The sequence below is a fragment of the Roseateles toxinivorans genome, assembly GCF_004362525.1.
GTDB classification, from domain to species: Bacteria; Pseudomonadota; Gammaproteobacteria; order Burkholderiales; family Burkholderiaceae_C; genus Paucibacter; species Paucibacter toxinivorans.
This window is the reverse complement of the sequence record NZ_SNXS01000006.1, coordinates 28513-52097: the sequence shown is the minus strand read 5'-3', so window position 1 is coordinate 52097 and position 23585 is coordinate 28513. Positions and strand designations below refer to the sequence as shown.

The 23585-nt window shown below is 66.0% G+C and carries 25 protein-coding genes; 15 read left to right on the top strand and 10 right to left on the bottom strand.

The features are described from left to right. Positions 1–55: 55 nt before the first annotated feature. The 3 genes from DES47_RS21335 to DES47_RS21325 all read right to left on the bottom strand — a co-directional run bounded on the left by DES47_RS21335 (position 56) and on the right by DES47_RS21325 (position 3250). On the bottom strand, positions 56–721 hold the full coding sequence (locus DES47_RS21335) for a DUF3047 domain-containing protein (protein ID WP_166652113.1): 666 nt from the start codon (positions 719–721) through the stop codon (positions 56–58). A gap of 245 nt (positions 722–966) precedes the next feature. Next, positions 967–2040: a porin gene (locus DES47_RS21330; protein WP_133702785.1), complete on the bottom strand. Its 1074-nt coding sequence runs from the start codon at positions 2038–2040 to the stop codon at positions 967–969. A 202-nt stretch (positions 2041–2242) separates the two neighbouring features. Then, positions 2243–3250, bottom strand: coding sequence for a porin (locus DES47_RS21325; RefSeq protein ID WP_133702784.1), 1008 nt, complete (start codon positions 3248–3250; stop codon positions 2243–2245). Positions 3251–3508: 258 nt separating this feature from the next. On the opposite strand from DES47_RS21325, the gene coq7 reads away from it, so the two are divergent. Then, on the top strand, positions 3509–4165 hold the full coding sequence (coq7, locus tag DES47_RS21320) for a 2-polyprenyl-3-methyl-6-methoxy-1,4-benzoquinone monooxygenase (protein ID WP_133702783.1): 657 nt from the start codon (positions 3509–3511) through the stop codon (positions 4163–4165). On the opposite strand, the gene DES47_RS21315 is transcribed toward coq7, so the two are convergent. Further along, on the bottom strand, positions 4156–4578 hold the full coding sequence (locus tag DES47_RS21315) for an OsmC family protein (protein ID WP_133702782.1): 423 nt from the start codon (positions 4576–4578) through the stop codon (positions 4156–4158). The two genes, coq7 and DES47_RS21315, sit on opposite strands and share 10 nt — an antisense overlap. Positions 4579–4882: 304 nt before the next feature. Here DES47_RS21315 and ilvA point away from each other — a divergent pair, with 304 nt between their 5' ends. Both ilvA and DES47_RS21305 read left to right on the top strand, forming a co-directional pair. Beyond that, positions 4883–6457, top strand: coding sequence for a threonine ammonia-lyase, biosynthetic (gene ilvA, locus DES47_RS21310; protein ID WP_133702781.1), 1575 nt, complete (start codon positions 4883–4885; stop codon positions 6455–6457). A gap of 129 nt (positions 6458–6586) precedes the next feature. Continuing rightward, positions 6587–7648, top strand: a complete 1062-nt coding sequence (locus DES47_RS21305; protein WP_133702780.1) for a nicotinate-nucleotide--dimethylbenzimidazole phosphoribosyltransferase — start codon at positions 6587–6589, stop codon at positions 7646–7648. Here DES47_RS21305 and DES47_RS21300 read toward each other — a convergent pair. Then, on the bottom strand, positions 7639–8340 hold the full coding sequence (locus DES47_RS21300; RefSeq protein ID WP_133702779.1) for a hypothetical protein: 702 nt from the start codon (positions 8338–8340) through the stop codon (positions 7639–7641). The two genes, DES47_RS21305 and DES47_RS21300, sit on opposite strands and share 10 nt — an antisense overlap. Positions 8341–8465: 125 nt before the next feature. On the opposite strand from DES47_RS21300, the gene gspG reads away from it, so the two are divergent. From gspG to gspF, 11 genes are all read left to right on the top strand, one after another. Then, positions 8466–8906, top strand: coding sequence for a type II secretion system major pseudopilin GspG (gene gspG / locus DES47_RS21295; protein WP_133702778.1), 441 nt, complete (start codon positions 8466–8468; stop codon positions 8904–8906). Positions 8907–8919: 13 nt separating this feature from the next. Continuing rightward, positions 8920–9387, top strand: a complete 468-nt coding sequence (locus DES47_RS21290; RefSeq protein ID WP_243748417.1) for a pilus assembly FimT family protein — start codon at positions 8920–8922, stop codon at positions 9385–9387. Next, complete coding sequence (gspI, locus tag DES47_RS21285; RefSeq protein WP_133702777.1) at positions 9384–9767, top strand: type II secretion system minor pseudopilin GspI; 384 nt, start codon at positions 9384–9386, stop codon at positions 9765–9767. Before DES47_RS21290 ends, gspI begins: the two co-directional genes overlap by 4 nt. Then, positions 9764–10438, top strand: a complete 675-nt coding sequence (locus DES47_RS21280) for a prepilin-type N-terminal cleavage/methylation domain-containing protein (protein WP_133702776.1) — start codon at positions 9764–9766, stop codon at positions 10436–10438. The genes gspI and DES47_RS21280 overlap by 4 nt, the downstream gene beginning before the upstream one ends. Further along, entirely contained in the window at positions 10435–11391 is a 957-nt protein-coding gene (gene gspK, locus DES47_RS21275; RefSeq protein WP_133702775.1) for a type II secretion system minor pseudopilin GspK, read from the top strand. Before DES47_RS21280 ends, gspK begins: the two co-directional genes overlap by 4 nt. 103 nt (positions 11392–11494) lie before the next feature. After that, entirely contained in the window at positions 11495–12766 is a 1272-nt protein-coding gene (gspL, locus tag DES47_RS21270) for a type II secretion system protein GspL (protein ID WP_133702774.1), read from the top strand. Next, the gene (gene gspM / locus DES47_RS21265; RefSeq protein ID WP_133702773.1) at positions 12763–13308 is read left to right on the top strand and encodes a type II secretion system protein GspM; all 546 of its coding nucleotides are present in this window, start codon (positions 12763–12765) and stop codon (positions 13306–13308) included. Before gspL ends, gspM begins: the two co-directional genes overlap by 4 nt. Next, complete coding sequence (gspN, locus tag DES47_RS21260) at positions 13305–14249, top strand: type II secretion system protein N (RefSeq protein ID WP_243748416.1); 945 nt, start codon at positions 13305–13307, stop codon at positions 14247–14249. Before gspM ends, gspN begins: the two co-directional genes overlap by 4 nt. 2 nt (positions 14250–14251) lie before the next feature. Beyond that, positions 14252–16468: a type II secretion system secretin GspD gene (gspD, locus tag DES47_RS21255; protein WP_133702772.1), complete on the top strand. Its 2217-nt coding sequence runs from the start codon at positions 14252–14254 to the stop codon at positions 16466–16468. Positions 16469–16474: 6 nt separating this feature from the next. Then, complete coding sequence (gspE, locus tag DES47_RS21250; protein WP_133702771.1) at positions 16475–17896, top strand: type II secretion system ATPase GspE; 1422 nt, start codon at positions 16475–16477, stop codon at positions 17894–17896. Between the two features lie 16 nt (positions 17897–17912). After that, positions 17913–19127 (top strand): type II secretion system inner membrane protein GspF, encoded by a 1215-nt coding sequence (gene gspF, locus DES47_RS21245; protein ID WP_133702770.1) that lies wholly within the window; start codon positions 17913–17915, stop codon positions 19125–19127. Positions 19128–19142: 15 nt separating this feature from the next. Here gspF and DES47_RS21240 read toward each other — a convergent pair whose 3' ends face one another. The 5 genes from DES47_RS21240 to DES47_RS21220 form a co-directional block, all read right to left on the bottom strand. Further along, complete coding sequence (locus DES47_RS21240) at positions 19143–19871, bottom strand: substrate-binding periplasmic protein (protein WP_208115079.1); 729 nt, start codon at positions 19869–19871, stop codon at positions 19143–19145. Positions 19872–19930: 59 nt separating this feature from the next. Continuing rightward, positions 19931–20311: a hypothetical protein gene (locus DES47_RS21235; RefSeq protein ID WP_133702769.1), complete on the bottom strand. Its 381-nt coding sequence runs from the start codon at positions 20309–20311 to the stop codon at positions 19931–19933. Between the two features lie 26 nt (positions 20312–20337). Continuing rightward, positions 20338–20793 (bottom strand): DUF1801 domain-containing protein, encoded by a 456-nt coding sequence (locus DES47_RS21230; protein ID WP_133702768.1) that lies wholly within the window; start codon positions 20791–20793, stop codon positions 20338–20340. Between the two features lie 35 nt (positions 20794–20828). Further along, complete coding sequence (locus DES47_RS21225) at positions 20829–21485, bottom strand: energy transducer TonB (protein WP_166652112.1); 657 nt, start codon at positions 21483–21485, stop codon at positions 20829–20831. Between the two features lie 293 nt (positions 21486–21778). Continuing rightward, positions 21779–22543: a hypothetical protein gene (locus DES47_RS21220; RefSeq protein WP_133702766.1), complete on the bottom strand. Its 765-nt coding sequence runs from the start codon at positions 22541–22543 to the stop codon at positions 21779–21781. A 140-nt stretch (positions 22544–22683) separates the two neighbouring features. On the opposite strand from DES47_RS21220, the gene DES47_RS21215 reads away from it, so the two are divergent. Further along, the gene (locus DES47_RS21215) at positions 22684–23583 is read left to right on the top strand and encodes a 5'-nucleotidase (protein ID WP_133702765.1); all 900 of its coding nucleotides are present in this window, start codon (positions 22684–22686) and stop codon (positions 23581–23583) included. Positions 23584–23585: the final 2 nt, after the last annotated feature.

Here is a 23585-nt window from a genome sequence, read left to right as displayed (position 1 = left end):
CAGGGGTAAGTCCGAATCGCCAAACCCTGCAAGGCCTGCTTCGTCGTGTTAGTGGTCACTGCCCTGGCAGCGTAAGGCCACCCGGTAGCTCGGCACCCGCCCGGTCAAGCAGCCTGATGGCACCGTAGCAAGCCTCGACCCTACCCTTCGTGTTGTCGGCGTCGGTCATCAAGGCCAAGCCGATCAGGGCCCCGGGCGACTCGCCGCCATAGACGCGACGAAAGTCGGCCACCACATCGCGTTCGAAACGGCGCCAGGTGCGCAGACTCTCGCCACCGGAAGCAACCACGATCTTGCGCATGCGGTCGCTGCGCGCACTGACCACCTCGGTACCCACCGGCGCCTTGGCATCCCAGACATACATCAAGGTGGCATAGGGCGGCGCCTCGCCGGTGAGGGTTCGCGCCAGTTCGAACAGCATGCGATTGCGAGACGACAGCTCGGCCTCATTGCCGTCAAAGGCCAACACGATGCGCGCACTTGCGTCGTCATGCGATGTGTCAGTGACGCTGGCTCCCTCGGGCATGCCGCCCACCCACCAATTGAACTCGATGGCGCCCAGTTCGGCAGGCGGCACATGCAGTTTGCGCCGCCACAAACTGGCTGATCGGTAAGCCTGGGCCAACACGCAGTGATGGCCTGCCCGCTTGCCCATCGAGTAGCGTGTGGCGGGTTTGACCGGCAGTGCGCGTGCCGACCAGGCCTCCATGTCGGCAGGCATAGGAAGCGGTGGAGCCTCCCGCGCGAGTTGCGCACACCCACTCAATCCGACGACGCACAACAACGTCAAGCTACGGGACAACAGCGCATCAATCATGATCAACAGCTTCGGGGGTGGCGGCGGTACAGGGAGCGAGGTGACAGCAAAAAGTTTCCGCCAATCGCAGTCCATGGGCGCAAATGAAAAAAGGGCCGCTGGTGGCGGCCCTTCCATTTGCTTGCGGCATGGCCGCATGCTCCATGGGATCAGAAGCGGTGACGCACGCCCATCATGAAGCCACTGCGCTTGCGGGCGCCATTGGCCAGGGTCAGGTTGCCGCCGATCTTGGTGTGATCGAACTCGAGATAGGCGTCGGTGCGCTTGGAGAAGGCATAGTCGGCCACCACAGCGAAGAAGTCACCCTTGCCGTCGCCGGCTGCGATGGTGCCGTTCTGTTTGGCATGCCAGTAGTGCGCACCCAGGTTCCACTGGGCGTCCAGCTGATAGGTGGCGCCAACGCTCCACATATCACGGTGCTCAGCCAGTGCCGAGGCAGCATTCAAGGCACCGACGATGGAAGCAGCCAGTGCGCCATTGGTCGGAGCGCTGAAACCCGTCTGGAACTTGTTGCGTGCCCACGAGGCCGTCAGGTACAGGGGGCCCGAGGTGTAGTTGCCGCCGAAGGTGGTGGCAGTGACCTTCTTGCCGCCCCCGTCCTTCAGCTGCAGGATGGCGCCGCCAACCGCGAACTCACCTTGCGCGTAGCGCAGCAGACCACCCATGGACTTACCACCGGCCGCGGAACCTTCGCCAGCGCTGACCTGGATCTCGCCGCGCAGACCGCCCGACTCAACCAGGTACTTGACCATATTGTCCTGACGCGCGGTCAGCGACATGCCGATTTCGGGCTTGTAGGCCTCGATATAGGGCGAATAGCGGAACGAGGGATAGGTCGAGGTATAGATGTCGAACAGGATGTTGTACTGACGACCCAGGGTGATGCGGCCGAAGTCATTCGACTGCAGACCCACCCAGGATTGGCGCCAGAAGTCGGCTGCGGTGGCCGTACCGGTGTCCGACATCAGGCGGTGTTCCAGGTTGGCAATCGCCTTCAGGCCGCCGCCCATGTCTTCGGTCACGTTGATGCCCAGGCGGCTCTGCGACATACCGCCAGGCTGCAGGGTCTTGATCGACTTGCCGTTGGTGGCAGCGGTCGCGCCAGCATTGGTCGTCATGCGCACGGCGGCGTCCACGATGCCATAAAGCGTCACGCTGGACTGCGCCCAAGCGCCGGTCGTGCTGAGGGCCAAGAGGCTGAGGGCCAAGCTTGCTTTTTTCATCTATGTCTCCTGCTGGTAAGAATCGTTTTCAGTATTTTGTGGCCTGGCCTCGGTTAGCGGAACCCCGATGTTGCACCCTATCCACAAGAGCTAACCCTGTCACCAGTGCGACAGGCAAGAGCAAGCCAAACGGCAGCCACAAATCGAAAAAGCCGCCCGAAGGCGGCTTGATGACGCTCAACCCGCCGAAGCGGGTTTGCGATCAGAAGGTGTGCTTGACACCCACTTCGAAGCCGGTCGAAGCTTGACCAGCACGCACGGTCGGGGAGCCCGACACACCAACGGCGGCTCGGCCGCTATTGCTGACGCGCGACAGCGTGCCGTACAGGGCCGAGCGCTTCGACAGGTCGTGGATGTAACCGACGGCGAATTGCTTCGAGTCACCGGTCACGGCTTCGGCAGCGGTGTTGGCATTGCCGCTGGTGTACGAAGCCTTGAAGGTACCCGTGCTGCCGACCGGCACCAGGGCGCCGATTTGCACGACGGTCTGCTTGCGCGCTTGCCACTTGCCCTGGGTGTAAGCACCGGTCAGCTTGGCCACGCCCAGGTCATACGAACCAGAGAACGTGGTGCGCTTGAAGTCGGACCCACCGGCGGTGACGTTGGCAAAAGCACCGCTGACGTTGAGCGGGCCAGCTGCATAGCCCAAACGCACACCGACGTACTTGTTGCCGATTGCGCCTTCACCGGCAGCGACTTCAGCGGAACCGTAGATGCCACCCAGGTTGCCCGGCAGGAAGTAGCCGACGATGTTGTCAGCACGGGTGCCGCTGGAAACGCCGCTGCCCATGAACTGGTGCATCTTGTTGACGTCGCCAACACCGTTGGTGCCGAACGGATCGAAGTCGGCGTAGGCCGTGAACTGGTTGGTCAGGTAGCGACCCAGACGCACTTCACCGAAGTCACCCATCAGGCTGACCGAGGTACGACGGTGCCAGTAGCGGGCAGCGTTGGTGGTACCAGCATCAGGGTTGATGGCGGCTTCGAGCCAGAAGCCGGCCTTCAGGCCACCGCCAAGGTCTTCGACGCCACGCACGCCCCAACGGCTGCTGTAGATACCATCGGTACCCATGGTCTTCAGCGTCGCGCCGCTGGACTTGGCATAGCGCAGGTTCAGGTCAAGGCCGCCGAACAGCGTGACGGACGACTGGGCCGAAGCGGCACTGGCGAAGGAGGCAAGCACGGCCAGGGCAAGCAGAGATTTTTTCATTGCGTTATTTCCTTAGAGTGAAACCAGAGGTCCCGATCCGGGGTAGCCGCCAGATAAAGATACTGCGACTGATCAGGCCAACCTCCACAGCGGAAGCTGCGCGTATTGCACCAGACGCGCCGCTTTGATGCCAGCCCCGCGGCCCGATATCCCGTCTTGCCGTTGCGATCACACAACGAGCTGGCAAATGACGTTTTGATGACGCCCTATGACGACCCGCCACCTGGTTGACAATAGTTAGCACCTGCTAGCACCACCATGACCTCAGTAGAACACTCCCGAGTGCAGTTAAGCCCGACCGACGGGCTCATCAGCAGCCTTGACCAGACCCTGCGCGGCCTGTCGGGCGCATATCGCCCTGCTCGCCCGATACCGCGGGAGCAGGGGGCGACCGTCAACCTGGATGCGGAACAGAAGGCCCTGTCCGGCGCGCTGATGCGCGTCAACCACGTAGGCGAGATCTGTGCTCAGGCTCTTTACCAGGCGCAATCGCTGGTCACCCGCGACGCGCAACTGCGCGAGCATTTTCAGCATGCCGCACGCGATGAGGCGGATCATCTGGCCTGGACCCGGCAGCGCCTGGACGAGTTGGGAGACAGGGTCAGCCTGCTCTCCCCGGTCTGGTATGCCGGGGCCTTCGGCATCGGTCTGATCGCCGGTCTGGCCGGCGACAAGCGCAGCCTCGGCTTTGTGGTCGAGACCGAGAGGCAGGTGGAAGCCCATCTGGCCGGCCATCTGGATCGCCTGCCGGCCGCAGACCTCGATTCACGCGCCGTCGTGGCCCAGATGCAGGCTGACGAGGCCCAGCATGCCCAGGAGGCTCAGGACGCCGGTGCAACCGAATTGCCGGCCACGGTGAAGCGGCTGATGAAGCTGGCGGCCGGCGTGATGACGCGCACGGCACATCACATCTGAATCAACTCCACCGAGGTGGTGATTTCGGCCGTCTTGCCCAGCATGATGCTGGCCGAGCAGTACTTGTCGTGCGACAGCTGCACCGCCCGCTCGACGACCTCCTGGCTGAGCCCCTTGCCGGTGACGGTGAAGTGCATATGGATCTTGGTGAAGACCTTGGGGTCGGTCGTTGCGCGCTCGGTGGTCAGCTTCACTCGGCAGCCCTGCACATCGTGGCGGCCACGTTTCAGTATCAGCACCACGTCATAGGCCGTGCAGCCGCCGGTGCCCGCCAGCACCGTCTCCATCGGCCTGGGGGCCAGGTCTCGCCCGCCGCCGTCGGGCGCGCCATCCATGGTCAGCAGATGACCGCTGCCGGTCTCGGCCACGAATGCCATGCCCGCTTCGGGCAACCAGTTGACTGTGCAATCCATCACATATCCCTCTATGAAATCGGCCACCCCAAAAGAGTGCGCACCAGATTGTGCCGGCATGCACCACGGCCTGGAGCGGACTCTCTAGCAATCTTCGCATCAAACTTGTTGCAGTGCAGCAATAGGGCCGCTAAACTAGCCCCAAGCCGGGCATAAGGTGCCTGGCACCGGTTGTCTCCTCCACCGCCTCTAGGGTGGATTCAACCCAGAGCCTCACGGCTCTGGGTTTTTTTATGCCTGCTCGGGTTTTCAGAGGCAGCGCTTATCATGCTGCGCTGCAATAGAACCGCACAGGAGACCGTACATGCTTGGCTCGCCCCGCGCCCGTCGCAAGCCCCAGACGCCCACCCAGCCGGCCCTGACGCCCGCCGATGATGGCTATCTGCAGCGCATTCTGAATGCCAAGGTCTATGACGTGGCGATCGAAAGCGCCCTGGAGCCGGCCAAGAACCTTTCGCGTCGCATCGCCAACCATGTGCTGCTCAAGCGCGAGGACACCCAGCCGGTGTTCAGCTTCAAGCTGCGCGGTGCCTACAACAAGATGGCGCACCTGAGCCGCGAGCAGCTCGACAAGGGCGTGATCTGCGCCTCGGCCGGCAACCATGCGCAAGGCGTGGCCCTGTCGGCCAAGAAGCTGGGCTGCCGCGCCGTGATCGTGATGCCGGTGACGACACCGCAGGTCAAGATCAATGCGGTCAAGGCGCTGGGTGGCGAGGTCGTGCTGGTCGGCGACAGCTATTCCGATGCCTATCTGCATGCGCTGGTGATTGAGAAGGCCGAGGGCCTGTGCTTTGTGCACCCCTTCGATGACCCCGATGTGATCGCCGGCCAGGGCACGGTGGCGATGGAGATATTGCGCCAGCACCAGGGCCCCATTGACGCGGTGTTCGTGGCCATAGGCGGCGGCGGCCTGATCTCCGGCGTGGCCGCCTACATCAAGGCGGTGCGGCCCGAGATCAAGGTCATCGGCGTGCAGACGATCGATTCCGACGCGATGCTGCGCTCGGTCAAGTCCAAGAAACGGGTGCAGCTCAATGACGTGGGCCTGTTCGCCGACGGCACGGCGGTCAAGCTGGTTGGCGAAGAGACCTTCCGCATCACCAGGGCCTTGGTGGACGACTACGTGGTCGTGGACACCGACGCCGTCTGCGCCGCGATCAAGGATGTGTTCGAGGACACGCGCAGCATACTTGAGCCCTCGGGGGCGATGGGCGTGGCCGCCATCAAGCAGTATGTGGCCGCCCACAAGCTCAAGGGCAAGACCTTTGTCGCCGTGACCTGTGGCGCCAATATGAACTTCGATCGCCTGCGCTTTGTCGCCGAGCGGGCCGAGGTCGGCGAGCAGCGCGAGGCCCTGTTTGCCTTCACCATCCCCGAAGAGCGCGGCAGCTTCAAACGCTTCTGCGCGCTGATCGGCCCGCGCAGCGTGACCGAGTTCAACTACCGCATCTCCGACGCCAAGGAGGCCCATGTCTTCGTCGGCCTGTCGACCCATGACCGGGGTGAATCGGCCAAGATCGCCCGCAGCTTCACCAAGCAGGGCTTTGGCGCGCTCGACCTGACCGACAACGAGATGGCCAAGGAGCATGTGCGCCATATGGTTGGCGGCCGCTCCGAACTGGCCAAGGATGAGCGCCTTTACCGCTTTGTTTTCCCGGAACGGCCCGGCGCGCTGATGCGGTTCCTGTCCAGCATGCATCCGGACTGGAACATCAGCCTGTTCCACTACCGCAACCAGGGTGCCGACTATGGCCGCATCCTGGTCGGCATCCAGGTCGCCAAAGGGGACAAGAAGGCCTTCAAGGACTTCCTGGCAACCTTGAACTACCCCTGCATCGACGAAACCGACAACCCGGCCTATCGACTGTTCCTGAGGTAAGGCCTTGGGGATAGACCTTGCCGTACTCGGCGAGCTCTGTCCTCAACTGACTGGAGAACAGGGGATTAACCGATGCCCGGCGCGGGCGGCAGGCCGCACAATCGAAAACCGCCCGACCGCAGCCCGCCCATGTCCGCCAACGCCACCCCGATCTCGCCGACCGCCAACCCGACCCTGGATCGGGCGCTGCGCGTGACCTTGGAGTACCGGGCTGAGACGGTGGGCAGCATGGGGGAGCTGGAACCGCTGGCGATACGCCTGGGCCTGGTGCAGGACACCTTGAAACCGCGCTTTCGCAACCCGCAGGTCGTCATCTTTGCGGCCGACCATGGCATGGCCGTTGATGGCATTGGCGCGATGCGCGGCGCCAGCAGCGGCCTGAGGGTGCAGCAATTGCTCAACGGCCAGCTGCCGGTCTCCGTATTCGCCCGCATGCAGGGACTGCAGCTGACCGTCGTCGACGCCGGCCTGGCCGACCCGATGGAGCGCCACCCCAAGCTGCTGGCGCGCAAGATCGCCCACGGCACGCGCAATGCTCGCGTCGGCCCGGCGATGTCGATGGAGCAGGCCAATGCCGCCATCCGCGCCGGCATGGAAATCGCCGATACCCTGCAGGGCAATCTGGTCGCCTGCGCCGGCATGGGCGTGGGCTCGCACGAGAGCGCGGCCCTGGTGCTGTCAAGGCTGGGCGACTGCCCGGTGCGAGATCTGGTGGTTTCGGGGCCGGACATGCGCCAGGACGACCTCGCCCATCTGCTGGTCATATTGCAGGGTGCACAGGGCCGGCACCGCGACACCACAGACCCGATCGAGGTGCTGGCCGCCTTTGGCGGCTTCGAGATCGCGATGATGGTCGGCCTGATGCTGGTCGCTGCGAGCAAGCGGCAGCTGATAGTCGTGGACGGCATGGCCGCCTGTGCAGCGCTGAAGGTGGCGGCGGCAATCGCCTCGCCGGTGACCGACTATGCGGTGTTCTGTCGCAGCCATTCGCACCGCGGGCTGGACGAAGCGATGGCCCTGTTCCACGCCTCGGCCCTGCTGGAGCTGGGCATGCAGAGCGCCGACGGCACCGGGGCGACCCTGGCCTGGCCGCTGATACGCAGCGCCGCCGCGCTGCTGGCCGACGTCACCGACGCCGACGACCCCACGCCCTCGAAGCCGGCCGACTGGAACGACGCGCCTCAGCGCTGAGGCTCGCCGCCCGGCCGCAGTGGCAACTGGGGCATGACTGGCGCATCGGGTGCGGCATTCGCTTGGGGCACCGGGTTCATCCCCGGCGTGATCGGGATCGCCGCTACGCCCCCGACGCGGTAGGGCACATTGCCCGGCATGCCCATGGGCACGCCTGAAACAAGACCGCCTTCGGGCGCCGCACCGGGCTTGGAACTGGTCGCCGGGCTGTTGCCCGCCCCGGGTGGCGGGTTTGAGCCTATGGGCGCGTTGACGGCCACGGTCGGCGGCGGCAACCGCAGGACCATGCGGGACGATTCGGCTGCGCCCCTGGTCCCGAGAGCAACGCTGGTGGCATCAAGGCTCAGCAATAGCACCTCGCCATCCACCGCGGCGCCCACCCGGACCGGCTTGGGGGGATTGCCATCGACCGCAATCAACGCCACCCCTTCGCCCGAGCCCCTGTCCTTCTTGGGTGCCACCAGGCCCAGCAGGCGAAAACGGCTTTCGGCCGCGGGCTCGGCATTGGCCGCCGCACCGGCCGCGCTATTGCCCAGCAGCCGCGACAGATCCACCCGTGCCGGAGCCCCTTCCGCGGCGGCCAGCACCTGGGACGGCGCCGGCAGTGGGCTCACCGCCAATTGCAGCGCCCAGAACACCAGGCTGCCCGCGAGCAGGGCCCAAACAGCAAATGCGGTGAAGCGTGCGTACATGGCACGATTATGATTCAAGCCATGCACACAACCGTGGCGAAGAACGCGGCGAAACACGGCAGCAATCAAAGCCGTGTACAAGGATCAACTTGGTGCTTGCACCGCCTCAAGACCAGGAACTCGATATGGACCGCCCCACCCTCTTGAATCCCCATGCCCGGCACCGCGGCTTCACCCTGATCGAGCTGCTGGTGGTGCTGGTCATCATCGGTGTGCTGGCCGCCCTGGTGGTGCCCAATGTGCTTGACCGCGCCGATGATGCCCGCGTCACCGCCGCCCGCACCGACGTCAACAATCTGATGCAGGCGATGAAGCTGTACAAGCTGGACAACCAGCGCTACCCCAGTGCCGAGCAGGGCCTGGAGTCGCTGGTGCGCAAGCCCACGGCGGGCGTGATCCCGCCGAACTGGAAGCCCTATCTGGAGAAGCTGCCCAATGACCCCTGGGGCCGGCCCTACCAGTTCGTCAGTCCGGGCGTGAAAGGCGAGATCGATGTCTACAGCTTCGGGGCCGATGGCCAGCCCGGCGGCGAAGGCAACAACGCCGACATTGGCTCCTGGCAATAAGCTTGGCCATACATTGACACGCCCCCAGGCCAGCGCCGGCTTCACGCTGATCGAATTGCTGGTGGTGGTGGCATTGATCGCCATTGCCACCGCCGTGGCCAGCCTGGCCCTGCCCAACCAGGCCGCGACGCAGCTGGAGCGCGAGTCCGCTCGGCTGGTGGCCCTGTTCGAGGGCGCCCGTGCCGAGGCCCGGGCCTCAGGCTTGGCCGTGCGCTGGGCGCCGCTGTCCATGCCGGGTGGCAGCGCGGCCGACGCGCAGTTCCGCTTCGAGGGCCTTCCCGAGCGACTGGCCATGCCGACGCGCTGGCTGGGCGACATTGCCCCGGCAGTCGAGATCGTCGGTGCGCGCGCCGTGTTGCTGGGCCCCGAGCCGATGATAGGTGCGCAACGTATCGTGCTGCGCCTGGCCGATCAAGCCCTGACCCTGACCACCGATGGCCTGGGCCCGTTCATCATCAACCGCGAGGCGGCGCAGCCATGAGAATTCATGCCCGCGGCTTCACCTTGATCGAGGTGCTGGTGGCGCTGACCATCGTCGCCATCACGCTCGGTGCCGGCATCAAGGCTGCCGGTGCGCTGACCGGCAATGCCGAACGCCTGGCCGCGGTCAGCCTGGCCCAGTGGTGCGCCGACAACCAGCTGACCGAGCTGAAGCTGCAGCGCTCGGACCAGCTGCCCGGCGTCGGCGACACCGATTTCACTTGCGAGCAGCTGGGCCGCAGCTTCAAGGCCCGGCTGGTGATACGGCCGACGCCAAACCCGAACTTCCGCCGCGCCGACGCCATCGTCTTCGACCCGGACAACGAGGCCGCCGAGCGCGCCCTGGTCACCCTGTCCACCGTGCTGGCCCGCTACCGATGAGCAAGACCCGGCGCGGCGCCCGCGGCTTCACCCTGGTCGAGGTGCTGGTGGCACTGCTGATCATGGCGCTGATGGCGATGATGTCCTGGCGCGGCCTGGACGCCATCATCCGCACCCGCGACATCAGCCAGGCCCATCTGGAGCGCACGATGCGGCTGCAGACGGTGATGGCGCAGTGGGAGCAGGACCTGCTGGCGGTGCAGGTCAGCGGTGCCGTGCCACCGCTGCAGTTCACGGGCGGCAGCCTGCAACTCACCCGGCTGCGTGCCGAGGGCATGCAGGTGGTGGTCTGGTCGCGCATGGGCAATGCCTGGACACGCTGGGAGTCACCCGTAACGACCAGCGCCGAGGAGCTGAGGGAGACCTATATGCGCAGCCTGCAACTGCAGGCCAACGCGCCGGGCATGGTGCGCGCGCTAGAGGGTGTGAGCGGCTGGCAGGTCTACTTCTACCGTGGCAACAGCTGGAGCAACGCGCAGTCCAGCAGCGGCGCCGGCAGCAGTGCACCCACGCCACCCAGTGCGGGTGCCAGCGACCCGCCGCCAGGCCCCGGAGACCAAGGCACTCGCCCCCCCCTGCCGACCGCCGTCAAGATGGCCCTGCAGTTCGATGAGGCCAGCGGCTGGAGCGGCACGCTGAACCGCGCCGTCGCGCTGGGGCCGCAGCCATGAATGGGCATCGCCGGGAGCGCGGCGCAGCACTGCTGACGGCGATGATCATCGTCACCCTGGTCAGCACCCTGGCCGCAGCCATGGTCTGGCAGCAGTACCGCGCGGTGCAGGTCGAGGGCGCCGAACGCGCCCGCACCCAGGCGGCGCTGATACTGCAGGGCGCGCTGGACTGGGCGCGCCTGATACTGCGCGAGGACGCGCGCGCCAATCTGAACCAGCCGGTCGACCATCTGGGCGAGGTTTGGGCCGTGCCGCTGGCCGAAGCCCGCCTGTCGACCTTTCTGGCCGCCGACCGCAGCAACAACAGCGAGGACGGGCCCGAGGCCTTCCTGTCCGGATCGATAGACGACGCCCAGGCGCGCTACAACCTGCGCAATCTGACCGTCGGCATCACCGTGCCACCGGACGAGCTACGCGCGCTGCAGCGCATTTGCGACAGCGTCGGCGTGCCGGTCGATGTGGCCACCCAGCTGGCCGAATCCCTGCGCCTGGCACTTGGCGCGCCTGGGGCCGGCCAGCCGTCGAAGAACACGCCGCTGATGCCGCCCAGCCTGGACCAACTCGGGTGGCTGGGCATCAGCGCAAGCCATATCGACCGGCTGCGCCCGCGCGTCATCCTGCTTCCTGTGGCCACGCCGCTAAACCTGAACACCGCCAGCCTCGAACTGCTGGCCACCGTATTCGATGGCATGGACCTGGCCACCGCCCAGCGCCTGGTGCAGGCGCGCAAGCGAAACTTCTTCCAGGCCGTGAAGGACGTGCGCTCTCTCCTGCCCGCCTCGGCCGTGATAGCCGACAACCGCGCCAGCGTCAGCTCCAACTTCTTCGAGATCCGCGGCCGGCTGCGCCTGGAAGACCGGCTGCTGGAGGAACACTCGCTGGTGCAGCGCGTTGGCCTGGACATGGTGGTGAAGTATCGACAGCGCCAGAACCTGCTGGCGCCAACGCCATGAAGCCCCACAAATGCTGTGACAACGCTGCAACTACCGCATCTAAGTCCTTGATTTCCCGAGACTCCTCAGCACCCGCCTTCTAGAATAAGATGCCATTCCCTCTATGAGCACCCTGGTCCTGCTGCTACCCCCGCGTGCGCGTCTTCGCGCCCAGGGCGCCGACGCGCCTGCCGACCTGCAGGCGACGACCGAGTACAGCTACCTGCTGACGCCCGATGGCGTGGCCGTGATCGACCAGGGGCGGGCCACCGCCAACCGCCTGCCGCGGGCCGAAACGGTGATTGCGGTGCCGGCCGAGTCCGACCTCAGCTGGCACCAGGTGGCCCTGCCCAAGACCGGGCGCGCCCGCATGCGCGCGGCGCTGGCCGGCATGCTCGAGGAGGTGCTGCTGGAAGACCCCGAGCAGTTGCACTTCGCGCTGGAGACCGATGCCGCCGGCGGTGACCGGTCCTGGGTGGTGGTGACGAGCAGGCCCTGGCTGGCTGACCATCTGGCGGCGCTGGAAACTGCCCACGTCTTTGTCGACCGTGTCGCGCCGATGGCCTGGCCCGAGTCGCCGCCGGTTGGGCATTTCTACGAGATCGAAGCGGCCGAGGACGGGCTCAACCCGCGCCTGGGCCTGCGCTGGAGCCATCCGCAGGGCGTCGCCCCTATGGGTCTGGACGGCACGCTGGTGCGCAAGCTTTTCCCGGAAGCCGCGGTGCATGCCGCGCGCTGGACGGCCACCCCCGGTGCGGCCGACGCGGCCGAGCGCTGGCTGGGCACCAAGGTCGCGGTGCTGACGCCGACGCTGCGCAGTCTCGGCGCGCTGGACAGCCCCTGGAATCTGCGCCAGTTCGACCTGGCCCCGCGCGCCCGCGGCGTGCGCGCCTTCCGCCAGGCCTACCGCACCTATATGCGCCGCGCCTGGCGACCGGTGCGCCTGGGCCTGCTTGGCCTGGCCACGGTGCACCTGATCGGCCTGAACTTCTGGGCCCTGCATCAGCGCAAGGGCATAGAGAGCCGCAAGGCCGCGGCGGAGCAGGTGCTGCGCAGCACCCATCCGCAGGTGCGCGCCGTGCTCGACGCCCGTGTGCAGATGGAGCGCGAGACCGACCTGCTGCGCATCGCCGCGGGCCGTCCGGGCGAGGATGACCTGGAGTCGCTGCTCGGCGCTGCGGCCACCGCCTGGCCGGTCGACATGGGCCCGCTGGAAAGCCTGCGCTTCGAACCGGGCCGCCTGACCCTGTCGGCCGGAGGCTGGCGCAATGACCAGGTGGATGCCTTCCGCAGCGCCCTGCGCAGCGAGGGCTGGCAGCTGGAGGTCAGCGAGAACCGGATGACCGTCAGCCGCGTGCGCCGCGAAGGCGCCGCAGCGGGCGGAGGCAAATCATGACATCCAAGCGCAGCAGTTTCTTCACCACCGCCCTGCCGCCGCGCTGGCAGCAGCAATGGCAGCAGCTGATCGCGCCGGCACGCCAGCAATGGCAGGCGCTGGCCGAGCGCGAGCGTCTGGGCCTGAGCATCGCCGCCGCCGTGCTGGGGCTGCTGCTGGTCTGGCAGATCGGCGTGGCCTCGCCCTTGCGCACCCTGCGCGAGGCTCCGCCGCAGATCGACAGGCTTGATACGCAGCTGCAGGACATGCAGCGCCTGGCCAATGAGGCGCGCGAGTTGCGCGCGGTAGCGCCGGTCAGCAGCGCGCAGGCGGCGCTGGCCCTGCAGGCCGCCACCGAACATCTGGGCGAGGCCGCGAAGTTGACGGTACAGGGCGACCGCGCCACGCTGACCCTGACCAACGCCAGCAGCGAGCAATTGCGCAGCTGGCTAGGAGAAGCCCGCAGCGCAGCGCGCGCACGGCCGGTCCAGGCCCAGTTGCAGCGCGGGCCCAAGGGCTATTCGGGCACCGTGGTGCTGAGCCTGGGAGGTTTGCCGTCATGAGACCCAGAACCCCGATCAAGCCGAAACGGCGCTGGCTCCCACGCTGGAAGATGCCCTGGCCGTTCCGGCGTGACCCCCATGCCTTGTCCGGCCCGCCGAGCACGATGTGGGCCGATTCGCGCCAGATGGAGTGGGGTGTGGTCGGCAAGCACAACGCGCCGTTGCGCTGGAGCATCGCCGGCCTGGTGCTGGGCATCCTGATCTGCCTCGTCGCCTTCGCGCCGGCCTCCTGGCTGGCCCGCACCGTGGACGAGGCCACCGAGGGCCATCTCTTGCTGGCCGACACCCGCGGCAGCATCTGGTCGGGCAGCGCCCTGCTGGTGCTGACCGGCGGCCGTGGCAGCCGCGACAGCAGCGCGCTGCCGGGTCGCATCGAGTGGAATATGGGTGTCTCGGGCACGGCGCTGGCACTGCGCCTGCGCCAGGCCTGCTGCCTCAATGGCGAGGTTCTGCTGCTGCTCAGGCCCGGCCTGGGCACGGCCAGTGTCAGCCTGCCGGCGGGCAGCCAGGGCTGGGTGGCACGCTGGCCGGCCTCCTGGCTCAGCGGCCTGGGCACACCCTGGAACACCTTGCAGCTGGGTGGTTCGGTGCGCCTGTCGGCGACGAACCTGAAGATTGACTGGGCCCAGGGCCGTTGGCGCCAGAGCGGCCAGCTGGACCTGGATTTTCTGAATCTGTCCTCGCGCGTGTCCACCGTGGACCCGCTGGGCAGCTATCGTTTTTCGGTCATTGGCGACAGCGCCGGGGCCGGCGTGTCGCGCATGGTGCTGAGCACGCAGGAGGGCGCCCTGCTGCTCAGCGGCGAGGGCACTTTCTCTGCTGGCAAGGCTCGCTTCCTGGGTGAGGCCAATGCCGCACCGGATCGCGAGGCCGCGCTCAACAACCTGCTGAACATCATCGGACGGCGCCAAGGCGCGCGCTCCGTAATCTCGATTGGATGAGCATGAAACACTGCCCGACCTGCCCCACTCAAGGCCTGCTGGCCCGGGCCTGGCCCGTGGCCGTGGCGGCCGCGCTGCTGTGCCACAGCACCGCCCCGCTGGCCCAGACCCCACCCACCGACGCCCGAAAGAGCAGCAGCGCGGCGCGTCCGCACAGCCCGGCGCTGAAGTCGACCACGCCGATGACCTTGAACTTCGTCAACACCGACATCGAGGCGGTGACGCGCGCCATGGGTGTGATGCTGGACCGGCAGTTCATCGTCGATCCGCGCGTCAAGGGCACCATCACGCTGTACAGCGAGCAGCCGCTGACGGTGCGCGAGGCCTATCTGAACTACCTGGCCGCGCTGCGAGGCCTGGGCTTCACCGTGGTGGACAACGCCGGACTGCTGAAGGTCGTGCCCGAGGCCGACGCCAAGCTGCAGGCGGGCTCGGTCGTGGTCGGTGGCAGCAGCGCTCAGCGCGGTGACCAGATCATCACGCAGATCTTCAAGCTCAACTACGAGAACGCCAACAATCTGGTGGCCGTGCTGCGGCCCTTGATCAGCCCCAACAACACCATCAATGCCAACCCGGGCAATAACAGCCTGGTGATCACCGACTACGCCGAGAACCTGCAGCGCCTGGCACGCATCGTCGCGGCGATGGACAACCCTGGCGCCACCGATATGGAGGTGGTGCCGCTGAAGCACGCCATCGCCTCCGACCTGGCGGCGCTGGTGCTCAAGCTGTCCGATGGCGGTGCGGCGGCCGCCGTGCCCGGCGCCATCGGCACGTCGGTCAGCGTGCTGGCCGATGCGCGAAGCAACTCGCTGATCCTGCGCGCGCCCAACCCGGCGCGGCTGGCCGCCACCCGAGCCATCATCGAGAAGCTGGACCGGCCGATGGGCGATGACGCGGCCGGCAACATCCGCGTCGTCTACTTGAAGAACGCCGATGCGGTGAAGCTGGCCACCGTGCTGCGCGCCGCCTACAGCGCCGGCGGCAGCGGCGCTTCGGGGGGCAGCAGCGGCGGCAGCCTGGGCGCGGCCGGCGGCGTGCTGCCGGGGGTGCTGACCGGTGCTGCCAACAGTACCGCAGGGGGTGTCGGCGCCAGCGCGGCCACCACGCCGGTGAGCGCCTCGCAAGGCCCGTCGACCGGCGGCTTCGTGCAGGCCGACCCGTCCACCAACTCGCTGATCATCACCGCGCCCGAGCCGATGTACCGGCAGCTGCGCGCCGTCATCGACCAGCTCGATGCCCGCCGTGCGCAGGTCTATGTCGAGTCGATGATCGTCAAGGTCAATGCCGACAAGGCCGCGACCTTCGGCGTGCAGTGGCAGAACCTGTTCGGCAACAAGGGTGACAGCAGCATCGTCGGTGCCGGCACGAATTTTGGCGGCGGCAACGCCAACATCCTGAATCAGACGGTGGCCGTGGCCCAGGGCCGCGCCGGCGTGGCTGCGGCGCTGGGCAGCGCCGCGCCCGGAGGCCTGAACATCGGCATCCTGAAGAAGGTGGGCGACTTCTACACCCTGGGCGCGGTGGCCAATTTCCTGGAATCCCAGACCGGAGCCAACATCCTGTCAACACCGAATCTGGTGGCGCTTGACAACGAAGAGGCGAAGATCGTGATCGGCCAGAACGTGCCCTTCATCACCGGCTCCTTCACCAACACCGGTGGCACCACCGGCGCGACCAACCCCTTCCAGACCATAGAGCGCAAGGACGTCGGCCTGACCCTGCGCATCAAAAGCCAGATCGGCGAGGGCGGCACGGTGCGCATGACGGTCTATCAGGAGAACTCGTCCGTGGTGCCCGGCGCCACCAACAGCGCCGGCCCGACCACCGACAAGAGCTCGATCGACACGACGGTGGTCGTCGACGACGGCGCCATCCTGGTGCTGGGCGGTCTGTTGAAGGACGAATACACCGATGGCGAGGACCGGGTGCCGGGCCTGTCCAGCATCCCGCTGGTCGGCAATCTGTTCCGCAGCGAGAACCGCAAGCGGGTGAAGAGCAACTTGATGGTGTTCCTGCGCCCGGTGGTGATGCGCACCCAGCAGTCGGCCGACGAGCTGACCCTGAGCCGCTACGAGTCGATACGCGCGCTGCAGCAGACCAACCAGCCTCAGCCCAGCCGCCTGCTGCCGATCAACGAGGCGCCGGTGCTGCCCCAGGCGCCGGGCACGGCACCCGCCCAGGCACCAGCTCCTGCCCCCGTCAAGCGCGAGCCCTGACCCGCCATGGCCATACGCCACCCCCTGCCCTATGCGTTCGCGCGGGCCAACACCCTGCTGCTGGAGGACGACGGCAGCGAACTGGTGCTGTGGGCCAGTTCCGAGGTGACCCTGGCCGCGCTGTCCGAGGTGCAGCGCCAGTTCGTCATCGACCGCTTCGAGTATCAGGACGCGGCCGCGCTGACCGAACGCCTGGCCATCGCCTATGCGGGCTCCGAATCGAGTGCCGCGGCGGTGGTTGGCGAGGTCGAGAGCGCCGTCGATCTGGGCCGCATGATGCAGGAGCTGCCGGCGGTGGAAGACCTGCTTGAGGCAGCGAACGACGCGCCCATCATCCGCATGCTCAATGCGCTGCTGACCCAGGCCGCCAAGGACGGCGCCAGCGACATCCACATCGAGCCCTACGAGCGTTCGAGTTCGGTGCGCTTCCGCGTCGACGGCACGCTGCGCGAGGTGGTGCAGCCCAACAAGGCCCTGCACGCCGCGCTGATCTCGCGGCTGAAGATCATGGCCGAGCTGGACATTGCCGAGAAGCGCCTGCCCCAGGACGGCCGCATCTCGCTGCGCATCGGCGGGCGTGCCATCGATGTGCGCGTCTCCACCCTGCCCTCCTCGCATGGCGAGCGCGCCGTGCTGCGCCTCTTGGACAAGAGCGAATCGAAGTTCACGCTCGAGGGCCTGGGCATGAGCGGCGATGTGCTGACGAATTTCGACCGCCTGGTGCAGCAGCCCCACGGCATCGTGCTGGTCACCGGTCCCACCGGCTCGGGCAAGACGACGACGCTCTATGCCTCGCTGGAGCGGGTGGACGCCAGCACGACCAATGTGCTGACGGTCGAGGATCCGGTCGAATACGAGCTGCCGGGCATAGGCCAGACCCAGGTCAATCCGAAGATAGACCTGACCTTTGCCAAGGCCCTGCGCGCCATCCTGCGCCAGGACCCGGACGTGATCATGATCGGCGAGATCCGCGACTTCGAGACCGCGCAGATCGCCATCCAGGCCTCGCTGACCGGCCACCTGGTGCTGGCCACCCTGCACACCAATGACGCGCCCAGCGCGGTGACCCGGCTCACCGACATGGGCGTCGAGCCCTTTCTGCTCAGCTCCAGCCTGCTCGGTGTGCTCGCCCAGCGTCTGGTGCGCAAGCTCTGCCCCCATTGCAAGCGCGTCGACGAGCAGGGCCTGTACCGGCCGGTGGGCTGCCCCGAATGCAGCCAGACCGGCTACAAGGGCCGCACCGGTGTCTATGAGCTGATGGTCGCCGACGACAAGATCCGCGCATTGATACACGGCCGCGCGGCCGAGAGCGAGCTGTATGTGGCCGCCCAGGCCGCCGGTCTGCGCTCCATGCGCGACGACGGCGAGCGCCTGGTCCAGCAGGGCATCACCTCGCCGGAAGAAGTCTTGCGCGTGACCCGCGAGTAGGTCAGAACAGACGGCCATGCCTGCCTACAAATACGAAGCGCTGAACAGCGCCGGCCGCACGACGAGCGGTCTGGTCGAGGCCGACAACCCGCGAGCCGCGCGCTCGCAGCTGCGTGGCCAAGGCCTGGTGCCGCTGTCGGTGGCGGCGGTGCAGCAGGCCAGCATGGCCGCGCGCTCCTCGCTGTTCGCGCGCCGCACCTTCAACTCCACGCTGCTGGCCGTCTGGACACGCCAGCTGGCCGGCCTGGTCAGCGCCGGCCTGCCAATCGAACGCGCACTGACGGCCCTGGCCGACGAGAGCGAGGACGCCAGGCAGCGCGAACTGGTCGCCCAGCTGAAGAGCGAGGTCAACGGCGGGGCCAGCTTTGCCGCCGCCCTCGCCACCGCGCCGCGCGAGTTCGACGATGTCTATCGCGCCGTGGTCGCCGCCGGCGAGCAGAGCGGTGCCCTGGGCGTGGTCCTTGAGCGCCTGGCCGATGACCTGGAAGAGCGCCAGAACCTGCGCGCCAAGCTGATCGGTGCGATGGCCTACCCGGCCATCGTGTCGCTGATCGCCGTCATCATCGTTGTCTTCCTGGTCACCTATGTAGTGCCCCAGGTGGCCACCGTCTTCACCAGCAGCAAGCGCACGCTGCCGACCCTGACCATCGCGATGCTGGGCCTGAGCGCCTTTGTGCGGCAATGGGGCTGGCTGGTGGTGGCGATGCTGATCGCTGGCACCGGCCTGCTGAGCTGGATGCTGCGCAACGACGCCTTCCGCGAACGCTTCGACGCCGCCACCCTGACCCTGCCCCTGGTCGGCAAGCTCGCCCGCGGCTACAACGCCTCGCGCTTTGCCGGCACGCTGGCCATGCTGGCCGGCGCCGGCGTGCCCATACTCAAGTCACTGCAGGCCGCGGCCGAGACGCTGTCCAACCGCGCGATGCGTGCAGACGCGCTGGAGGCCCTGTCCCAGGTCCGCGAAGGCGCTCCGCTGGGCTCGGCCCTGGCCGGCAAGAAGCGCTTCCCCGGCATCCTGGCCATGTTCGCCCGCCTGGGCGAACAGACCGGCAAGCTGCCGCAGATGCTGGAGCGCGCCGCCAAACAGCTCAGCACCGAGGTGCAGCGCCGCGCGATGGCGGCAGCCACCTTGCTCGAGCCCATCCTGATCGTGGCGATGGGCGGGGTGGTGCTGCTGATCGTGCTGGCGGTGCTGCTGCCCATCATCCAGCTCAACACCTGGGTCAAGTAGGTCTGGTCAGCCGGGCTACTCCCGCAGGTACTTGTCGTAGATGGCCTTGTAGCGGCCGTTCTTGCGGATCTGCAACAGGCCCTGATTGAAGTCGTCGCGCACCTGTTTGCTGCGGAACACCGGGCGGTAGTCCTGCGGATTCACCGCCGTGAACGGCTGTTCATCGACGGCCTCAAGCGCGACGCCGCTGCGTTGGAGCTGGAGCGAGAAGTAGCGGAAGATGCTGCGATCGCTGAGCACGACATCGATGCGCCCCAGCATCAGCATCTTGACCTGAACAGCCTGGTCATTGACCTCCACATAGTTCCCGGCCTTCTTCATCGGCCCCAGCCATTCCGGGTAGCGGTTGGCCGCCCCCTGGAACGACACCAAGGTCAGGCCATTCAGATCTGCTGGCTTTCTGAGCTGCAGACCGCGACTGCGCAGGGTGAAAAAGACATTGTCATAGAGCACGGCCGGATCGCCGTAATGGGCGCCGGCAGCCCTCAGGTCCTGCCCGAGGTCGGTCATGGCGGCATCCACCACGCCATCCTTGAAAGCCAGCGGCACCCGCGCAAACGGGAAGTAACGCGGCTTGAGCACATGGCCCTTGACGGCCAGGGCCTCGCCAATGATCTCGATCTCGATGCCGGAACTCGTCTCTGGAAAGCTGAAGGGCGGGATCTTCTCGCCAAACGCCATACTGACGTCGGCAGCCCATACCGGCGCGCTCATCACGAGCAGCGAAAATGCCAGCCTTTTCATCGCCAACAGCCCCACTTCAAAAGTGCATCCACGCTACCACAACACCAGCTTGCATCGATTCAGGATGTTGCGACAACGAGGCTCAGGATCAACATGCAAAACAGCACCGGAAGCCAGAGATTGCGCTCGCGCCTGCTCGGGGTAATGGCATTGACAATGGTGCCAAGCGCACAGTAGCCCACCACAACCCAGGCGAGCGAATGGGCGCGTTGGTGGACAAAGGGAGCCAAAAAACCTGCCCGGGCAAGTATCACCGCGCCAAAGCAAAGCAGTAGCAGTAGCGAAACCAGTGGAATAACGCGGACCTTCATCGGAAGGCGCCCCCTCCACCGCCCACCGAGCGTGAACTCGCCCCAGGGCGCGCCCATCGCAAGCGCCACCTGAAACGCGCTGACGCCAACGACGATCAGCGCGAAAAGCAGAGCGGCAAATTCCAACATCGCTTCGAATCCTGTGTCAGGGCTTGTCACGGGCGGCCTGAGGGGCCGACTGTGAGCTGACCACGGTGTTTGGCGGCCCGTTTACGAGCGTGATAAGTGAGCGAAGCCTCGATGCACAGGGCCAGGGCGTCCTGAGGTGCGGCCCCGTTGACCGGCAGAACCAGCGCTCGACGGCCCTCAAAGACAAAGTCATTGGGAAACATCGTCCTGAACGTCTCGACGAGCGTGGTCTGGCAGTTGAAATACAGCGCGTACTGATCCGGGTGCCTGGGCTTCCAATCCATGCGGACCGTGCTACCTGCACCGTTTCTGGTGTGGTAGGCCGGTTCACCCCACTTCAGCGTCTCTTCAAGTTCACCCACGCCAGGCGTTCGTTCTGCCACCGCGAATACCAACTCCCGGAGCTCGAGCAAGCGCTTCTGGGCCGCCCGGGGATAGGCTGCGAACTTGGCTTCGACGCCGGGGTTCAGAAACGGTGTCATGGGCGAGCCTGGTGGAGCGGTGATGGGCGCCTTCGCTATCGACTGCGAAGTACTCGAAGAAACTTGTCCTCCCGGAAGTACTCCGGAGCGTCGTCCAGGGTGTTCAGGCGCATCTTTAGTGTGTATTGCCCCTCAACGGGCTGGCCATCAAGCAGCTGTGGCTCGAACTCCCAGCCCTCAAGGCTTGCCCGCATGAACTTGCGGACGCTTTCAGGTATGCCGGGTAGTGCGGCAACCTCGATTGACCGGCAGCGCCCGTCGACACCCACCGTGCAGACTCCGGTGACGTCTCCTTGCCAGCCACCGGACCGGGCCACGTCCCTGGGGTAGCTGGCGAAGTACTGCTTGACAGGCAATGGGCCCATCGCGATTCCATCAACTCGAACACTGCCGCCCTGCGCCGTGCGCGTCACGGTGAAACGAAGCTCCACGCCAGTTCTGAGGGTGGTGGGTATGCCGTCGATGTGTGGGGGCGGAATGACGGCCCGTGCCAGTCGGACCTTTACATTCTCCACAAACTTCGCGGGGTACTTGTCCTCATCGAGGATCGCATACTCGGCTGGCTTGCCGTCGGGTCCGAACAGCAAGCGGGCCCAAACTGAAACGGAGTAAGGCTCATCGCTGTCGCTGGCGATGCAGGGCGCTGCGCACACCAGCGCCGCGGCGGAAAGCAAGGCCGCATTCTTGAACACTTCCGTCTCCTTAGGTGATGACATGACCCGCCCGACGCAGGCGATCGGGGACGGGCGCATGTTGTAGCTCGGCGTGGGCGCCGGTCGGGCCGCATTCTCTGACATCGGCCCACCCGATAGCGGCGAGCATCTCATGCCGTGTACGAACAAGAACCCTGATACATGAGAAGACCCCGCTGATTCGTTCGGCCGAACATCGAAGCTGAGCGGCCAGAGGTGGATGGACACGAAAGGCCCGGAGTCGAACTGGTGTCTGGTGTGGCCAGCCAGGACGAGTCAGGCCAACACCCGCGCTATGCGGCATTGGCACGGAACGACCTTCGACCAAGAAGAAACACGATTGCTCCAATAGGCAAAGAGAACATCAGCATATGCGGTCCGTACGGACTCCCTTGGCTGAAGCCGGCGCCCAGCAGCATGAAACTGAGCGGCTGAACGCCCCATTGTCCGGTTGTCCAATTCAGGGTGAACTGCATGAAGCCCAGCGCGATAAAAAGACACCAGAGCCACTTTCTTCGTGGGATCGGTGTCCGAATGCAAATGACCAGTGCAACCACGATGAGTGCCGGAACCGCACAAGCCAGAATCAAGAAAATGTAGTGAATGGGACCTTTGGCGTTGAAAGTAAAGGCATTCATCGCCCTTTGTGATTGACTGAGCGATTGGGCCTGGAGCCCGGCAACCAGCAATTCGCCTGCTTTCCTCTGCAACACGACATTCGCGACGACCCAAGCGGACGGGAATTCGTACTCATAAGTGAGGTTGTAGGTCTCGTCAGTTGCGGACTTGAGAACGTGCGCTCCGATGGTCGAAATGCTCCTGGGTTGACCGTCAGGAAATTGATTCGCAATGTCCTGCAATTTCGACCGTAGTGCCGGTTCTCGCAGCAAGGGCTCCACACGTTGTTCAACAGCGGAAAAGTCACGCGCCGCCACCAGCGCGATGATTGCTTTGCCTTCTTCCGCCTCCGGTTGAGGGATGAACCTGTTGAACACGGCGTCCTGGTCGCAAGCTCCGAGCGATAGACACAGAAGCATGAGAGTGATGATGTAGCGCATGGCCCTGTTTTTCGTTAGCCCCCAGAATGCCATGGATTACCGACGATCAGGCATCGGGTTATTGACGAGTCGAGGTGCCATCTTGCCGGTGCGGCGCCGCTTCGGGTCTGGACAAGGCGCCCGCCCGCTATCATCCCCCGATGCCCGCCACCCTTGCCGGCCAACTGGTCGTCGCGATCTCCTCCCGTGCACTGTTCGACTTCGAGGAAGAGAACCAGCTCTTCGAGGCCGAGGATGACCGCGCCTATATGCAGCTGCAGCTGGCGCGGCTCGATCAGCCCGCCAGACCGGGGGTGGCGTTTTCGCTGGTCAACAAGCTGCTGGCCTTCAACGGACCGGACCAGGCACAGCGGGTCGAGGTGGTGGTGCTGTCACGCAATGACCCGGTCTCGGGCATGCGCGTGTTCCGGTCGGCACGTCACTATGGGCTGGCGGTGCAGCGGGGCGTGTTCACGCGCGGCGCACCACCCTGGCGCTATCTGACGCCGCTGAAGGCGAATCTGTTCCTGTCGGTCAACGAGGCCGATGTGCGTCAGGCCTTGATGGCCGGCGTGCCGGCGGCGCGGGTCTATCCGCATTCGGCCCATGCCTCGGACGCGCATCCGCTTGAGGTACGCATTGCCTTTGACGGCGACGCGGTGCTGTTCTCCGATGAGGCCGAGCGCATCTATCAAAGCGATGGGCTGGACGCGTTCCAGGCGCATGAAACACTGCGGGCGGGCACACCTTTGCCGGCAGGGCCCTTCAAACCGTTGCTCGAGGCGCTGCATCGCTTGCAGCAGGCCCCGGCACAGGGTATGCAGGTGCGCACAGCCCTGGTCACGGCACGCAGCGCCCCGGCTCACGAGCGGGCGATCCGCACCCTGATGAACTGGAGCATCGACGTCGATGAGGCGATGTTCCTGGGCGGCCTCGCCAAGGGCGAATTCCTGCGGGAGTTCGAGCCGGACTTCTTCTTTGATGACCAGACCGGGCACATCGAGAGCGCCTCGGCCCACGTGCCCTCGGGGCATGTGGCCGCGGGCATTTCCAACGCCTGAGC

Bases quoted from the DNA above. Each gene is read 5' to 3' on its own strand.
- DES47_RS21335 (WP_166652113.1), bottom strand. From the start codon at position 721: ATGCCTGCCGACATGGAGGCCTGGTCGGCACGCGCACTGCCGGTCAAA.
- DES47_RS21330 (WP_133702785.1), bottom strand. From the start codon at position 2,040: ATGAAAAAAGCAAGCTTGGCCCTCAGCCTCTTGGCCCTCAGCACGACC.
- DES47_RS21325 (WP_133702784.1), bottom strand. From the start codon at position 3,250: ATGAAAAAATCTCTGCTTGCCCTGGCCGTGCTTGCCTCCTTCGCCAGT.
- coq7 (WP_133702783.1), top strand. From the start codon at position 3,509: ATGACCTCAGTAGAACACTCCCGAGTGCAGTTAAGCCCGACCGACGGG.
- DES47_RS21315 (WP_133702782.1), bottom strand. From the start codon at position 4,578: ATGGATTGCACAGTCAACTGGTTGCCCGAAGCGGGCATGGCATTCGTG.
- ilvA (WP_133702781.1), top strand. From the start codon at position 4,883: ATGCTTGGCTCGCCCCGCGCCCGTCGCAAGCCCCAGACGCCCACCCAG.
- DES47_RS21305 (WP_133702780.1), top strand. From the start codon at position 6,587: ATGTCCGCCAACGCCACCCCGATCTCGCCGACCGCCAACCCGACCCTG.
- DES47_RS21300 (WP_133702779.1), bottom strand. From the start codon at position 8,340: ATGTACGCACGCTTCACCGCATTTGCTGTTTGGGCCCTGCTCGCGGGC.
- gspG (WP_133702778.1), top strand. From the start codon at position 8,466: ATGGACCGCCCCACCCTCTTGAATCCCCATGCCCGGCACCGCGGCTTC.
- gspI (WP_133702777.1), top strand. From the start codon at position 9,384: ATGAGAATTCATGCCCGCGGCTTCACCTTGATCGAGGTGCTGGTGGCG.
- DES47_RS21280 (WP_133702776.1), top strand. From the start codon at position 9,764: ATGAGCAAGACCCGGCGCGGCGCCCGCGGCTTCACCCTGGTCGAGGTG.
- gspK (WP_133702775.1), top strand. From the start codon at position 10,435: ATGAATGGGCATCGCCGGGAGCGCGGCGCAGCACTGCTGACGGCGATG.
- gspL (WP_133702774.1), top strand. From the start codon at position 11,495: ATGAGCACCCTGGTCCTGCTGCTACCCCCGCGTGCGCGTCTTCGCGCC.
- gspM (WP_133702773.1), top strand. From the start codon at position 12,763: ATGACATCCAAGCGCAGCAGTTTCTTCACCACCGCCCTGCCGCCGCGC.
- gspN (WP_243748416.1), top strand. From the start codon at position 13,305: ATGAGACCCAGAACCCCGATCAAGCCGAAACGGCGCTGGCTCCCACGC.
- gspD (WP_133702772.1), top strand. From the start codon at position 14,252: ATGAAACACTGCCCGACCTGCCCCACTCAAGGCCTGCTGGCCCGGGCC.
- gspE (WP_133702771.1), top strand. From the start codon at position 16,475: ATGGCCATACGCCACCCCCTGCCCTATGCGTTCGCGCGGGCCAACACC.
- gspF (WP_133702770.1), top strand. From the start codon at position 17,913: ATGCCTGCCTACAAATACGAAGCGCTGAACAGCGCCGGCCGCACGACG.
- DES47_RS21240 (WP_208115079.1), bottom strand. From the start codon at position 19,871: ATGAAAAGGCTGGCATTTTCGCTGCTCGTGATGAGCGCGCCGGTATGG.
- DES47_RS21235 (WP_133702769.1), bottom strand. From the start codon at position 20,311: ATGTTGGAATTTGCCGCTCTGCTTTTCGCGCTGATCGTCGTTGGCGTC.
- DES47_RS21230 (WP_133702768.1), bottom strand. From the start codon at position 20,793: ATGACACCGTTTCTGAACCCCGGCGTCGAAGCCAAGTTCGCAGCCTAT.
- DES47_RS21220 (WP_133702766.1), bottom strand. From the start codon at position 22,543: ATGCGCTACATCATCACTCTCATGCTTCTGTGTCTATCGCTCGGAGCT.
- DES47_RS21215 (WP_133702765.1), top strand. From the start codon at position 22,684: ATGCCCGCCACCCTTGCCGGCCAACTGGTCGTCGCGATCTCCTCCCGT.